Below are 13,633 nucleotides of genomic sequence, written 5' to 3' on the forward strand. Positions count from 1 at the left end.
AGCTCCTGTCACCGCTGTCCTCGGCGCGACTCGGCTCCCGGCATCGCATCGCTCACCCTGCGCAGCAGTTCCTGCCGCTCCGCGCGGAGGTAGAAGTGGCCACCGGGCAGAAAGCCCAGATCAAAGGCAGCGCTGGTGTGCGTCTTCCAGTCCTCGATGCGCAGGGTGTCCGCCTCGTCGGTGCCGGCGAAGGCCGTGATCGGGCGGTCGAGCGGCTCACCGGGGAGGTGGTCGTACGTTTCGAACACTTCGATGTCCGCCCGGTAGTGGGCGAGCACGATCCGCAGGAGCGCGGGGTTCGCCCGGACCGGCTCCGGCAAGGCACCGAACCGGTGCTCCAGCGCGGGCAGCAGCTCCGCGTCGGAGAGCTGGTGCAGCGGTGCTGCGCCGTGTACGAGGGGAGGTGGCGGGGACGAGGACAGGAACAGCCGCTCGGGCTGCTCCCGGCCGCGCTCGCGCAGCGCACGGGTCACCTCGTAGGCGACCAGGCCCCCGAGGCTGTGCCCGAAGAAGGCGAACGGCTCCTCGAAGACCACCTCGTCCAGCAGTGCGTCGACCAGCGGCCCCATCCTGGTGAAGGCGGGTTCGGCCCGGCGGGAGGCCCGGCCGGGCAGTTGCACCGCCCATACCTGGACGTCCGGCAGGTCGTCGGACCAGCGGACGTACTCGCCGGGCGAACCGCCGGCGTGGGTGAAGCAGTACAGCGACGAGGCGGCTTCCGGGCGACGCTCGCGACGCACCAGCCAGGTACCTGCCGGCGCCGTGCGCGGCGCATCCGCCCCGGTTCGATTGTTGTCCACCATGACGACTCCTCAGGAGAGGGCGGGCCGCGGACTGTCATGACCGCCCGCCGACCGGTCCACGAGTGCGGCGAACTCGGTGACCGTCTCGGCCTCGTACAGCCCAAGGACATCGACTTCCACACCGAAGATCTCGCGGGCACGGGACAGGAACTGGACGGCGATGAGCGAGTCGCCGCCGAGGGAGAAGAAGCTGTCCTCGGCGTCGACGTCCGGCAGGCCGAGGATCTCCGCGAAGAGCCGGGCTACCCGGCCGACGGTGTCCTGCTGCTCCGCCCCGGGTTGGGCGCCGTCCTCGGTGGGGGCGGACACGGCGGCGGTCTCCCGTTCGGGAGCCGCCCGCTCGACCGCCTCCCGCTCGACGGCCTCCACCACATGACGCTGCCGCTCGAACGGATACGTCGGCAGGGGGACCCGCAGCCTCCGGGCGCCGTGGACCTCCGACCAGGAGATGGTGACGCCCGCCAGCCACAGTTCTCCCAGCGCGGCGAGCAGCGGGGGCGGTCCTTCGGACACGGTGCCGTGCTCTTCCCCCGTCGGCTCTTCGCCCGTCGGCTCTTCGCCCGGCAGGGCGGTCACGATCAGGTGGTCCTCCGTGCGTCCGGGGTGCCGACGGGCGGCAGACGTCAGGGTCCGGCCCGCGCCGAGCTCCACCAGTACGGCGGAGGCGTCCTTGAGCAACGGGTCGAAGGCGGTGTGCGGTCGGGACTCGCCACGCAGATGCGCGGACCAGAACCCGGGGTCCACCGCGTCGTCCGGGGAGAGCACCCGGGCCGACGTCCCGCAGACGACGGGGACGCGCGGGGCCCGGGGGCCGGCCTCGCGGACCAGTTCCTCGAAGCGGGCCGCGGCATCCGTTCCGTCCGGCGTGTCGCCGCCGGACGGGGCCGACAGCCGGGCCCGGGCCACCACCAGCCGTGTCGCGTCGTCCAGGGAGAACACGCCCGCCACCGCGGCGGCCGTCAGCACTCCCACGCCCGTTCCCAGTACCGAGGCCGGCCGCACACCCCAGGCGGCCAGCGTCCGCGACAGCGCGTACTCCTCGGCGAAGGCGAGCAGGTCCGCCGTGGCCGGGTCGTCGCTCGTCGCGCCGGGCCGGAAGCCCTGCGCGCCGAACCCGTCGACTCCACCGACCCCGTCGAGACCGCGCACCGCGGCGTGACAGGCGTCGAACGCGCGGCGGAACGCCCGCTGCTCCGCGAACAGCCGGGTGGCTTCGCGGGCCGCCCCGGTGCCGGGGAACAGGAACGTCACCGACCGGGGCCGAGGCGTGCCGGCCGGGCGTCCGGCCGGGCCGGACAGGGTCCGTACGGCGTCCCGGGCCCCGCCGACGACCGCGTACCTGCGGTGGTCGTGCTCCCGGCGGCCGGTCTGGAGCGTCCAGGCCACGTCGGCGATCGACAGCTCCGGACGGGCGTCGAGGTGGGCGGCCAGATTCTCCGCCGCCGCATCGAGGGCGGTCGGGGTGCGCGCCGAGAGGACCAGCAGCTGCCAGGGCGCGGGAGGCGCCGTCGGCGGTGGCGCGGGAGCCTCCTCCAGGACGACGTGCGCGTTCGTCCCGCCGATGCCGAAGGAGTTCACTCCCGCGCGCCGGGGGGTGCCCCGCGTAAGCCACTCCTGCGCGCGGTCGGCCACTCGGAACGGGGTCGCGGCGAAGTCGATCCGCGGGTTCGGTTCGCTGAAGTGCAGGCTGGGCGGAATGACGCCGTGTTCCAGGGCGAGGACCGTCTTGATCAGTCCGGCCGCGCCGGCGGCCGCGTCGGTGTGCCCGATGTTCGTCTTGACCGACCCGATCCGGCAGTACCCGCTGAGGTCGGTGCCGTCCCTGAAGGCCTTGGTCAGCGCGGCCACCTCGATGGGGTCACCGAGCGGCGTGGCGGTGCCGTGGGCCTCCACGTAGGTGACGGTGGCAGGGTCCACCCGGGCCACCGCCTGCGCGTCCCGGATGACGGCGGCCTGCCCCTCGACACTGGGCGCGGTGAAGCCGATCCGGTCGGAGCCGTCGTTGTTCACCGCTGTTCCCCGCAGCACGGCGTGGATGCGGTCGCCGTCGGAAACGGCCTCGGCGAGCCGTTTGAGTACCACCAGGCCCCCGCCGTCGCCTCCCACGGTGCCGCCCGCGGCGGCGTCGAAGGTCCGGCAGACCCCGTCCGCTGACAGGATCCCGCCCTCCACGTAGGGACTGTTCCGGGCGGGTACGTGCACGGCGACGCCGCCTGCCAGGGCCATGTCGCAGTCACCGGACAACAGGGCCTGGACGGCGGTGTGCACGGCCACCAGGGACGTGGCGCACGCGGCCTGCACCGTGACGGCCGGGCCGCGCAGCCCCAGTTTGTAGGCGATCCGGGTGACCAGGTAGTCGGTCGCGTTGCCCAGCAGGATCTCCATGTCGGACGCGCCCGCGCCCCGGTCCGTCCCCGACCGCGCGAGGTGGGCGTAGGAGGTGTCGGTGCCGCCGCCGTAGACGCCGATGGCGCCGGAGTACCGCGTCGGGTCGTAGCCGGCGTGCTCCAGGGCCTGGTCCGCGCACTCCAGGAGGACGCGGTGCTGGGGGTCGACGATCCGGGCCTCGCGCGGCGAGTAGCCGAAGTAGCCCGCGTCGAACCACTCCGGATCCTTGAGCAGGCCACGGGCCGGTACGTACGAGCGCTCGGCACCGCCGCCGGGAACCGGTCGCGGTGCCGAGCGGGTCACCGTGTCCAGGCCCTCGGTCAGGTTCCGCCAGAACTGGTCGACGTCCTCGGCGCCGGGGAACCGGGCGGCCATGCCGATGACGGCGATGTGTTCGGCGTCGTCCGCCTGCTCGACCTCGTCCGCCTGCTCGTCAGGGCTGTCGTCATTCACGTGTCTCACCGCGTTCCCGGGTGCCCGGCCGGCTCCGCTGGGCACGCCGGCGCTGAAGCCGCGCGCGTCCCCCCGCCCGCTCCGCCCCGCTGTGGGACCGGATGGACTCGTCCGTACCGCCGTCGAGGTGCCGGGCCAGTGCCCGGACCGTCGTGTACGTGAACAGGTCGACCAGGTCCGGTTCCCTGCCCAGTTCCTCGCCTATCCGGTCCTGGACCATGTGCAGCAGCACAGAATGCCCGCCGAGATCGAAGAAATTGTCCTCGGCGCCCACCCGGCGCCCCTCCAGAACCTCCGACCAGATTTCGGCGATCACCCGCTCCGTAGCCGAGACCGATGGCCGGGAGACTTCTTCTTCAGAAGGGGCGGGTAAGGAATCCTGCGGCTCCGGTTGCGAGTCCACTTTTTCCTCCCATGGCTTTTCGCTGCGTGCCAGGACTTTCTAATTGTCCGCCTCCGCGCATGTCAACGAAGCCCCTTGGACAGTCCGGGCGCGTGGGCGGCCGCCCGGCCGTCCAACCGGAGAAAGTCCCCGGTTGGTGGCCGTCGGCACCCGCGCCGTCCGTCGGGGAAGGCTTCGTTCCGCCCCGCCCGCACCGTTCGGTGGCCTCGGGCGCGAACTGAGTAGATGCCACTCATGGCCCGGTCAGCCGGACACGTGGTGTTCTCGTTGGGCCCCCGACTGCCTCGTGCCGGCCGGCGGCGGACAGCGCGGTACGGGCCGACGGACCGGGTGACGGACCGGGACGGACTTTTCGGGTGCCGCCGGATCCGGCGGGCCGCGAGACCACCCGGGGAGGCAATACCCATCGCCCACGCCCATCACCGGGTGGAACGCAGAAGAACGGGCCGCCGACAGGAAAAGGAAATCCTCGAATCCATGAATCCATTCCTGACACAAGGAAGCGAAGGCACGAAATGCGCTCATTCCTGAAGGGCAGTCCCATGGTTTCGTGGAACACCTCGTCCCAGGACCCGCTGCGCGCGTATCCGGCCGCCCAGCAGCCGGACTGGCCCGATCGTTCGGCTCTCGATGCCGTCACGAGGGAACTGGAGACCCTTCCGCCGCTCGTCTTCGCCGACGAGTGCGACCTGCTGAAGGACCGGCTGGCCGCCGTGGCCCGCGGCGAGGCGTTCCTGCTGCAGGGCGGTGACTGCGCGGAGACCTTCGACGCGGTCCGGACGGACACCACGCGGGACAAGCTCAGCACCCTGCTGCAGATGGCGGTGGTGCTGACCTACGCCGGCTCGGTTCCCGTCGTGAAGGTCGGCCGGCTCGCGGGGCAGTACGCCAAGCCGCGCTCCAAGGCGACCGAGACCCGGGACGGGCGCGTGCTGCCGGTCTACCGGGGCGACGCGGTGAACGGCTTCGACTTCACGCAGGCCTCCCGCGTCCCGGACCCGACCCGGCTGCTGACGATGTACCAGGCATCGGTGACCACGCTGAACCTGGTCCGCGCCTTCAGCGCGGGCCGGAACGCAAACCTGCGTCAGATCCACAACCTCAACCGGGACTTCGTCTCCGGATCGCCCTCAGGACACCGCTACGAGTCCATCGCCGACGAGATCGACCGGGCGTTGCGCTTCATGCACGCCACCGGCAGTGGGCCGGAGGCGGCGGACGCCGAGGAGTTCTTCGTCTCCCACGAGGGGCTGCTCCTGGACTACGAGACCGCCCTCACCCGCGTCGACAGCTCCAGCGGGCTCCCCTACGCGACCTCGGGGCATCTGCTGTGGATCGGCGAGCGGACCCGGGACCTCTCGGGTGCGCATGTCGAGTACTTCTCACGGATCAACAACCCGGTGGCGGTGAAGCTGGGCCCGGCGGCCACCTCCGACTCCGTGCTGCGGCTCATCGACCGGCTGGATCCGCGGCGTGAGCCGGGCCGGCTGACGCTCATCGTCCGGATGGGCGCCGGCAAGGTGCGGGAGATGCTGCCGCCGCTGGTGGAGAAGGTCACCGCTTCGGGAGCGCAGGTCGCCTGGGTGTGCGACCCCATGCACGGGAACACGGTGGAGGCTCCCTCCGGGCACAAGACCCGGCGTTTCGACGACGTGCTCGACGAGATCCGGGGCTTCTTCGACGTCCACCACTCCCTGGGCAGCCATCCCGGTGGCATCCACGTGGAGTTCACCGGCAACCACGTCACCGAGTGCGTGGGCGGCGGGCACGAGGTCCTCTTCGAGGACCTCGCCTCGCGCTACGAGTCGGTGTGCGACCCGCGGCTGAACCGCAGCCAGTCCCTCGACCTCGCGTTCCTGGTCTCCGAGTTCCTGGGCCCGCGCGATCGCCGTCCGGCACGGCCACTGTCCGCGACCAGCGGCCCGGTGCGCTGATCCGCGCCCGAACCGATCCCGTACCGCTGTCGAAACCGTGAGGAGAGCGTCGTTGAGCAGCTTGCGTTGGCTGACGGCCGGGGAGTCGCACGGCCCCGCACTCGTGGCGACTCTGGAGGGCCTGCCCGCCGGTGTCCCGGTCACGAAGGAGATGGTGAGTGACGCGCTGGCGCGGCGCCGGCTGGGGTACGGGCGCGGCGCCCGGATGAGTTTCGAGCGCGACGAGCTCACCTTCCTCGGCGGCGTACGCCACGGGCTGACCCTGGGCTCCCCCGTCGCCCTCATGATCGCGAACACCGAGTGGCCCAAGTGGCAGCAGGTCATGGCTGCCGAGCAGGTGGCCCCGGAGGTCCTGGCCGGCCTGGCCCGCAATGCCCCGCTCACCCGGCCCCGCCCGGGCCACGCCGATCTGGCGGGGATGCAGAAGTACGGCTTCCCCGAGGCTCGGCCCGTGCTGGAACGGGCCAGCGCCCGGGAGACCGCGGCCAGGGTCGCGCTGGGCGCGGTGGCGCGCTCGTACCTCCGGGAGACCGCCGGCATCGAGATCGTCTCGCACGTGGTGGAACTGGCGGCCGTCGGTGTCCCGTACGGCCTGCTGCCCCTGCCCGAGGACACCGGGCGGCTGGACGCGGACCCGGTGCGCTGTCTGGATCCGGACACGAGCGCGCGCATGATCGCCGAGATCGACAAGGCCCGTGCCGACGGCGACACCCTCGGCGGTGTGGTGGAGGTGCTGGCCCACGGAGTGCCGGTCGGTCTCGGCAGCCATGTGCACTGGGACCGGCGGCTCGACGCGCGGCTGGCGGGGGCGTTGATGGGCATCCAGGCCATCAAGGCCGTCGAGGTCGGCGACGGGATCGAACTGGCCCGGGTGCCGGGCTCCCGGGCGCACGACGAGATCGTCCCTTCGGCCGACGGTCCGCGCCGTGCCTCCGGGCGTTCGGGCGGCACCGAGGGCGGCCTGAGTACGGGCGCACCGCTCCGCGTGCGAGCGGCGATGAAGCCGATCGCCACCGTGCCCCGCGCGCTGGCCACCGTGGACGTCACCACCGGTGAGGCCGCCCGCGCGCACCACCAGCGCTCCGACGTGTGCGCCGTCCCGGCCGCCGGGATCGTTGCCGAGGCGATGGTCGCCCTGGTGCTCGCCGACGCCGTCGCCGAGAAGTTCGGCGGTGACTCGGTGGCGGAGACCCGTCGCAACATCACCGGGTTCCTCGACCATCTGGTCGTCCGGTGACGGGTCGCCCGCCGGGCCCGGCGGTGGTCCTGGTCGGCCCGATGGGCGTGGGCAAGACCACGGTCGGCGGGTTGATCGCGGAGCGGCTCGGGCTGGCCTGCAGGGACACGGACGCCGACATCGTCGCCGCGCAGGCCAGGTCGATCGCCGACATCTTCGCCACCGAGGGCGAGGTTCGCTTCCGCGACCTGGAGCGGGCCGCGGTCCGGGCCGCCCTGCTGGAGCACAGGGGTGTCCTGGCGCTGGGCGGTGGGGCGGTGCTGGACGCCCGGACCCGCGGGCTGCTGGCCGGGGGGCCGGTGGCCTTCCTCGACATGGAGTGGCACGACGCCGTCCTACGCGTCGGGATGGACTCCGTACGCCCTCTGCTGGCGGTCGATCCCGAGGCGACCTGGCGTCGGACGAGACAGGTCCGCCGGCCTCTCTACCTGGAGGTCGCCCGTGCCGTGGTCGAGACCGGCGGACGCGCTCCGCAGGACGTCGCCGGCGCCGTTTTGGAGGCACTGGCCCTCGCCCCGGCGCCGGGGCGCTGAGTAGCGGCTACTCAGGAATCCGCCGTGGTCACCGTGCTCTGCTGAGCCCGGCTCGCCCACAGAAGACGACATGCGCCAGAACGTGCGCAGGAAGAGGCAGTACCGCGATGAAGCTTGAGAACATCTACCTGGCCGGGGTAGGCACCTACATACCCGAGCTGGTGCCGGTCGAGCAGGCAGTGAAGGACGGCCTCTACAGCGAGGCGGAGCACGAGGCCTCCGGCATGGAGTCGGTGGCGATCGAGGACACCCTCGGCGCACCGGACATGGCGATCCGGGCCGCCGAGGTCGCGATACGGCGATCGGGGCACCACCCCGACGACTTCGCCGCCTTGCTGCACAGCACCACGTTCCTGCAGGGCCCGCACGACGGCTGGTCGCCCTCGCACTACATCCTGCTGAACGCGCTGGACCGGCCGATCAGCGCCACCGTGATCCAGCAGGGCTGCAACGGGCTGATGACCGGGATCGAGATGGCCGCCCACCGGCTGATCGCGGCCGACGACAAGGACGCCGTCCTGGTGACGGGCGCGGACAACTTCAACACCCCGATGGTGGACCGCTGGCGTGCCTCCGGGCTGTTCTTCATGGCGGACAGCGGCTCGGCCATCGTGGTGTCCCGGCGGAGCGGATTCGCCAAGGTGCTCGCGGTCGGTTCGGTCTCCGACCCGAAGCTGGAGTGGCGGCACCGCGCCGAGGGGTCCCTGATGCCACCGCGCGAACCGTCGCACAAGCTCCTGGACTTCGAGACCCGGGTCAAGTTCTGGCAGCGCAAGTGGGCCGACGGCACCCCTCCCCCGGGCGGCAACTTCATCGACCTGCTCTCGGGTGTCGCGGAACGCACGCTGGGCGAGGTGGGCCTGACGATGGACGACGTCGCCAGGGTCACGCACGTCGGTTTCCACCGGGACACGCTCCACGCCCTGTATCTGGAGCCGCTCGGCATCGACGCCGACCGCGGCACCTGGGAGCGGAGCCGGCAGATCGGCCACGCCAGCATGTCCGACGTCGTCATCGGGCTCGAACACCTGTGGCTCACCCGCCAGGTGAACCCGGGCGACCGGGTGCTGATGATCGGCACCACCCCCGGCATGGAGGTCGGCTGCGCCGTCGTCGAGATCACCGAGGGGCCGGACGATGCCTGACCGCGCCCCCGGCGCGGGGCGCGCCGACTCCGGTTCCGCGCCCTCGTACCGCCCGGCTCCACCGCACACCCACGATTCTACGAAGGAGACGTCCCGTGCTCGACGGATGCACGCCGTGGCCCGCTGAGTATGCCGAGCGGTACCGCGCGGAGGGTTACTGGACCGGCGAGAGCCTGATCGACGTGCTGGAGTCCTCGGCCGCGCGCCACGGCTCCGCGACCGCGCTGGTGCAGGGGGATCTGCGGGTCTCCTACGAGGAACTCGTGCTGCGGTCCCGTCGGGCGGCGGTCGGGTTCCGGGAGCTGGGAATCGCTCCGGACGACCGGGTGGTGGTGCAGCTGCCCAACGTCGTGGAGTTCGTGGTGGTCTGCTTCGGCCTGTTCCGGCTCGGCGCCAAACCGGTGTTCGCGCTCCCGTCCCACCGGGCCAGCGAGATCCGGCACCTCCTGGAGATCTCCGGTGCGGCCGGCTACGTCCTGCCCGGTGTCCACCGCGGCTTCGACCACCCGGCGCTCGGCCGCAGAATGCGCGACGAGGTGGGCACGCTGCGCCATCTGTTCACCCTCGACGAGACGGTGGCGGGCGACGACCTGGTGGCTCTCTCGGCCGTGGAGGCCGCGGGTGCAGCCGCCGATCCGTCCGGCACCGTCCCGCTCCCCGCCCCGGACCCCGCCGATGTGGCGTTCTTCCTGCTGTCCGGCGGGACCACCGCACTGCCCAAGCTGATCTCCCGCACCCACGACGACTACGTCTACATGATGCGCGCGGCGGTCGAGGCGATCCGGCTCACCGGGGACGACGTGTATCTCGCGGTGCTGCCGGTCGAGTTCAACTTCACCTTCGGCTGTCCCGGTGTGATCGGCACCCTGCTGTCCGGCGGAACGGCGGTGCTCGCGGCGGACGCCACGCCGGAGCGCTGCTTCCCGGTCATCGAACGGGAGAGGGTCACCGTCACCTCGGTGGGCCCCAGTGTCGTCCAGCTCTGGCTGGACGCCGCGGAGTGGATGAAGCCGGACCTGTCCTCCGTACGCGCCCTGCAGATCGGTGGTTCCAAACTCCACCGGGACCTCGCGGCTCGCATCCGGCCCGAACTCGGCTGCGGGATACAGCAGGTCTTCGGCATGGCCGAGGGGCTGATCTGCTTCACCCGGGACGACGACCCCGAGGAGGCCCTGCTCACCACCCAGGGACACCCGATCTCCCCGGCCGACGAGATGCGGATCGTCGACGACAAGGACCAGGACGTCCCGCCCGACACGATCGGTGAACTGCTGACCCGCGGCCCCTACACGCCACGCGGCTACTACCGGTCCCCGGAGCACAACGCGCGGGCCTTCACCGAGGACGGCTTCTACCGCAGCGGCGACCTGGCGCGGCTGACACCCGACGGACGGCTGGTGATCGAGGGCCGCATCAAGGACCTCATCAACCGCGGCGGCGAGAAGGTGTCCGCCGGTGACGTCGAGGGTCATCTGGAGGCCCTCCCCGCGATCTCGCGTGCGGCGGTCGTCCCCGTGCCGGACGACTATCTGGGCGAGCGCATGTACGCCTACATCGTCGCCGTGGGCACTGCGCCGACGCTGCCGGAGATCAAGGCCGCTCTGACCGAACGCGGGCTGGCCGCCTACAAGCTGCCGGACCGGGTGGAGGCGGTGGACGAACTGCCGCACACCGGTCTCGGCAAGATCGACAAGAAGATCCTGGCGGCCCGGGCCCGGGGCGAGACCACGCCCACCGCGGCGGTCTTCTTCAGCCCTCTCTCCGGAGGCACGGGCACGGACCGCCCCGCGAGCTGACACAGAGTCACGACAGACACAGAAGGGCACCACCATGGCCGACGAGCCGGTCTCCACCCCCGATCAGGTACGCAGCGCCGTCGCGGCGCTGATCGGCACCGCCCCGCAGGACATCCCGGGAGACGCCAACCTCGTGTTCCTCGGGCTCGGTTCCCTGGACGTCATGCGGCTGAGCAGCCGCTGGCGCCGCGAGGGCCTGCCGGTGGAGTTCGAGGTCCTGACCGCCGACCCGACGATCGACAACTGGGTGCGCCACCTCGACTCCCTGCGCCCGCGCTCCGACTGACCGCCTGCTGAAAAGGAGAGCAGCCATGACGGCTCCGGCCATTCCCGAGATCTCGTCCTACCCCATGCCCACCGCCGCCGAACTGCCGGAGAACACGGCGAGCTGGACGGTCGACCCGCGGCGCGCCCTGCTCCTCGTCCACGACATGCAGCACTTCTTCCTCCGGCCCTTCCCTGCCGGACGGTCGCCGGTGACCGACCTGGTCGACAACGTCACCCGGCTCCGGGAGGCCGCCGTGGCGGCCGGCGTCCCGGTGGCGTACACCGCCCAGCCGGGCGACATGACCGACGAACAGCGCGGTCTGCTCAAGGACTTCTGGGGTCCCGGGATGAGCGGCGATCCCGCGCAGCGGGGAGTACCCGAGCAGCTGGCGCCCGGCCCGGACGACACCGTCCTGGTCAAGTGGCGGCCGAGCGCGTTCTTCCGGACACCGCTGCTGGACCTGCTGCGTGAACAGGGGCGGGACCAGCTGGTGCTGTGCGGTGTCTACGCCCATGTGGGCATCCTGCAGACCGCCTGCGAGGCGTTCGCGCACGACATCCAGACGTTCCTGGTCGCCGACGCCGTCGCCGACTTCTCCGCGGCGGACCACCGGATGGCCGTCGCCTACGCGGCCGGCCGCTGCTCCATGGTGGTGCCGACCGCGACCGTGTCCAATGCCCTGGGGGCCGTCGTCACGGGAGGGGCGCGGTGACCGCCGAAGACGCCGACGGCGGTCTGCTGGGCAGGCTGACGGGCGGGGCGCCGCCGCCATCGTTCGCCCTGCTGCACCGGCCGGAGGCGTCGGGCGCGGGGCTGATCGACCTGCTCGTCGGTGATGTGTCGGAGGTCGGTTCGACGGCGGACCTCCCGCTGTCGCCCGAGGGCGGCAACGGCCGGCACGACCTTCTGGCCCTGCTGCCGTTCCGGCAGATCTCGGAGCGCGGCTACGAGCACAACGACGACGGCGAACCGCTGCTCGTCATGAAGGTCACCGAGCAGGCCGCCGTGCCGGCCGACGAGGTGCTGGCCGGACTGCCGGACCTGCCCATCGAGGTCGGCGACGGCGGTTTCGACACCGACGACGACGAGTACGCCGACGTGGTAAGGCGCATCATCACCGACGAGATCGGCGCCGGTACCGGCGCCAACTTCGTCATCAAACGCACGTTCCTCGCGCAGATCGCGAGCTGGTCGGCGCAGACCGCGCTGACCTTGTTCGGCCGGCTGCTGCGGCACACCTCGGGTGCCTATTGGACGTTCCTGATCCGGGTGGGCGGCCGGACCTTCATCGGCGCGAGTCCGGAGCGCCACCTCACGCTGGACCGGGGCACGGCGGTGATGAACCCCATCAGCGGCACGTACCGCTACCCGAGTTCGGGTCCCTCCCTCGAAGGGGCGCTGGAGTTCCTGGCCGACCGCAAGGAGGCCAACGAGCTCTACATGGTCGTGGACGAGGAACTCAAGATGATGTGCCGGGTGTGCGACGGCGGCGCCCACGTGATCGGACCGCGGCTGCGCGAGATGCCCCACCTCGCGCACACCGAGTACTTCATCGAGGGACAGGTCACCCGGGACGTCCGCGAGGTCGTCCGTGAGACGTTGTTCGCGCCGACCGTCACGGGCAGCCCGCTGGAGAGCGCCTGCCGCGTCATCGCGAAGTACGAGAACGGAGGGCGGGGCTACTACGCGGGCGTGGTGGCCCTGCTGGGCCGGGACTCCGAGGGGGGACAGCGGCTGGACTCGGCCATTGTCATCCGCACCGCCGACATCGACCGCACCGGGCGGCTGCGTCTGGGCGTGGGCTCGACGCTGGTACGCGACTCCGACCCTCGGGCCGAGGCGGAGGAGACCCGGGCCAAGGCGTCGGGCCTGCTCGCTGCCCTGTACGCGGCTCCCGCCGCGACCGCGGACACCTGGCGGCCACCGGCCGAGGTGCCCGGGCTGAGCGCCCTGCCGGAGGTGGTCAGCGCGCTGGCCGCCCGGAACGCGCCGATGGCCGGCTTCTGGCGGCGGCCCCCGGGATCCCGGGGTGCCCGGTCATCGCTGTTGTCCGGACGCAGGGCCCTGCTCATCGACGCGGAGGACACCTTCACCGCGATGGGCGCGGCCATGATGTCCGACCTCGGCCTGGACGTGACCGTACGCCGCTTCGACGAGGAGTACCGCTTCGAGGGCCAGGACCTCGTCGTCGTGGGGCCCGGCCCCGGGGACCCGCGCGACACGAACCATCCGAAGAACGCGCATCTGCGGGAGGTGACGCGACGCCTGCTCGACACGGACACGCCGTTCCTCTCGGTCTGCCTGGGGCACCAGGCGCTGAGCGGTGTCCTCGGGCTGGAACTGGTCCGCAGATCCGTGCCCAACCAGGGGGCGCAGCGGGAGATCGACTTCTTCGGTCGCCGGGAGGCCGTGTACTTCTACAACACCTTCGCCGCCGTCAGCCCACGGGAGTCCTTCCCCGGCCCGCAGAACCGGCCCGGCCCCGTCGAGGTGTGCCGGGACCCCGTGGACAACGAGGTGCACGGCCTGCGCGGCCAGGGGTTCTCCTCGGTCCAGTTCCATCCGGCGTCGGTGATGACGCGCGACGGCTCGGCCATCCTCGACCGGATGCTCTCGGACCTGCTGCGTACGACATGATCCACCGGCCCGGCCGTCGGACAACCGGGCCGGCAG

At 71.8% G+C, this 13,633-nt stretch carries 11 protein-coding genes; 8 read left to right on the forward strand and 3 right to left on the reverse strand.

Going from position 1 to position 13,633, the window contains the following annotated elements; translation table 11 throughout:
• Positions 1-8 precede the first annotated feature (8 nt).
• Genes J8N05_RS20100 through J8N05_RS20110 form a run of 3 tightly spaced genes read right to left on the reverse strand, consistent with a single transcriptional unit; the run spans position 9 to position 3,960 of the window.
• Complete coding sequence (locus J8N05_RS20100; RefSeq protein ID WP_210884689.1) at positions 9-803, reverse strand: thioesterase II family protein; 795 nt, start codon at positions 801-803, stop codon at positions 9-11.
• A 9-nt stretch (positions 804-812) separates the two neighbouring features.
• Positions 813-3,644, reverse strand: a complete 2,832-nt coding sequence (locus J8N05_RS20105; protein WP_210884690.1) for a type I polyketide synthase — start codon at positions 3,642-3,644, stop codon at positions 813-815.
• Positions 3,637-3,960, reverse strand: coding sequence for a phosphopantetheine-binding protein (locus J8N05_RS20110; protein ID WP_210884691.1), 324 nt, complete (start codon positions 3,958-3,960; stop codon positions 3,637-3,639). The genes J8N05_RS20105 and J8N05_RS20110 overlap by 8 nt, the downstream gene beginning before the upstream one ends.
• A gap of 629 nt (positions 3,961-4,589) precedes the next feature.
• On the opposite strand from J8N05_RS20110, the gene J8N05_RS20115 reads away from it, so the two are divergent.
• From J8N05_RS20115 to J8N05_RS20150, 8 genes are all read left to right on the forward strand, one after another.
• A complete protein-coding gene (locus J8N05_RS20115; RefSeq protein ID WP_210884692.1) occupies positions 4,590-5,981 on the forward strand; it encodes a class II 3-deoxy-7-phosphoheptulonate synthase in 1,392 nt (463 codons plus the stop codon).
• A gap of 52 nt (positions 5,982-6,033) precedes the next feature.
• Positions 6,034-7,218 (forward strand): chorismate synthase, encoded by a 1,185-nt coding sequence (gene aroC / locus J8N05_RS20120; protein ID WP_210884693.1) that lies wholly within the window; start codon positions 6,034-6,036, stop codon positions 7,216-7,218.
• Between the two features lie 41 nt (positions 7,219-7,259).
• Positions 7,260-7,751, forward strand: a complete 492-nt coding sequence (locus J8N05_RS20125; protein ID WP_210890268.1) for a shikimate kinase — start codon at positions 7,260-7,262, stop codon at positions 7,749-7,751.
• Positions 7,752-7,858: 107 nt separating this feature from the next.
• Positions 7,859-8,896, forward strand: coding sequence for a ketoacyl-ACP synthase III family protein (locus J8N05_RS20130; RefSeq protein WP_210884695.1), 1,038 nt, complete (start codon positions 7,859-7,861; stop codon positions 8,894-8,896).
• A 95-nt stretch (positions 8,897-8,991) separates the two neighbouring features.
• Positions 8,992-10,692: a (2,3-dihydroxybenzoyl)adenylate synthase gene (locus J8N05_RS20135; RefSeq protein ID WP_210884697.1), complete on the forward strand. Its 1,701-nt coding sequence runs from the start codon at positions 8,992-8,994 to the stop codon at positions 10,690-10,692.
• A gap of 34 nt (positions 10,693-10,726) precedes the next feature.
• Positions 10,727-10,978, forward strand: a complete 252-nt coding sequence (locus J8N05_RS20140) for a phosphopantetheine-binding protein (protein ID WP_210884699.1) — start codon at positions 10,727-10,729, stop codon at positions 10,976-10,978.
• A gap of 25 nt (positions 10,979-11,003) precedes the next feature.
• Positions 11,004-11,672 (forward strand): isochorismatase family protein, encoded by a 669-nt coding sequence (locus J8N05_RS20145; RefSeq protein ID WP_210884701.1) that lies wholly within the window; start codon positions 11,004-11,006, stop codon positions 11,670-11,672.
• Positions 11,669-13,597 (forward strand): anthranilate synthase family protein, encoded by a 1,929-nt coding sequence (locus J8N05_RS20150; RefSeq protein ID WP_282108159.1) that lies wholly within the window; start codon positions 11,669-11,671, stop codon positions 13,595-13,597. The genes J8N05_RS20145 and J8N05_RS20150 overlap by 4 nt, the downstream gene beginning before the upstream one ends.
• The last annotated feature ends 36 nt before the right edge of the window (positions 13,598-13,633 follow it).

Origin of the sequence: Streptomyces liliiviolaceus (assembly GCF_018070025.1) — a bacterium.
In the GTDB taxonomy this organism is placed as follows: domain Bacteria; phylum Actinomycetota; class Actinomycetes; order Streptomycetales; family Streptomycetaceae; genus Streptomyces; species Streptomyces liliiviolaceus.

Coding starts and splice junctions, on each gene's coding strand:
- J8N05_RS20145 (WP_210884701.1), top strand. CDS start 11,004: ATGACGGCTCCGGCCATTCCCGAGATCTCGTCCTACCCCATGCCCACC.
- J8N05_RS20100 (WP_210884689.1), bottom strand. CDS start 803: ATGGTGGACAACAATCGAACCGGGGCGGATGCGCCGCGCACGGCGCCG.
- J8N05_RS20115 (WP_210884692.1), top strand. CDS start 4,590: ATGGTTTCGTGGAACACCTCGTCCCAGGACCCGCTGCGCGCGTATCCG.
- J8N05_RS20140 (WP_210884699.1), top strand. CDS start 10,727: ATGGCCGACGAGCCGGTCTCCACCCCCGATCAGGTACGCAGCGCCGTC.
- J8N05_RS20130 (WP_210884695.1), top strand. CDS start 7,859: ATGAAGCTTGAGAACATCTACCTGGCCGGGGTAGGCACCTACATACCC.
- J8N05_RS20125 (WP_210890268.1), top strand. CDS start 7,260: ATGGGCGTGGGCAAGACCACGGTCGGCGGGTTGATCGCGGAGCGGCTC.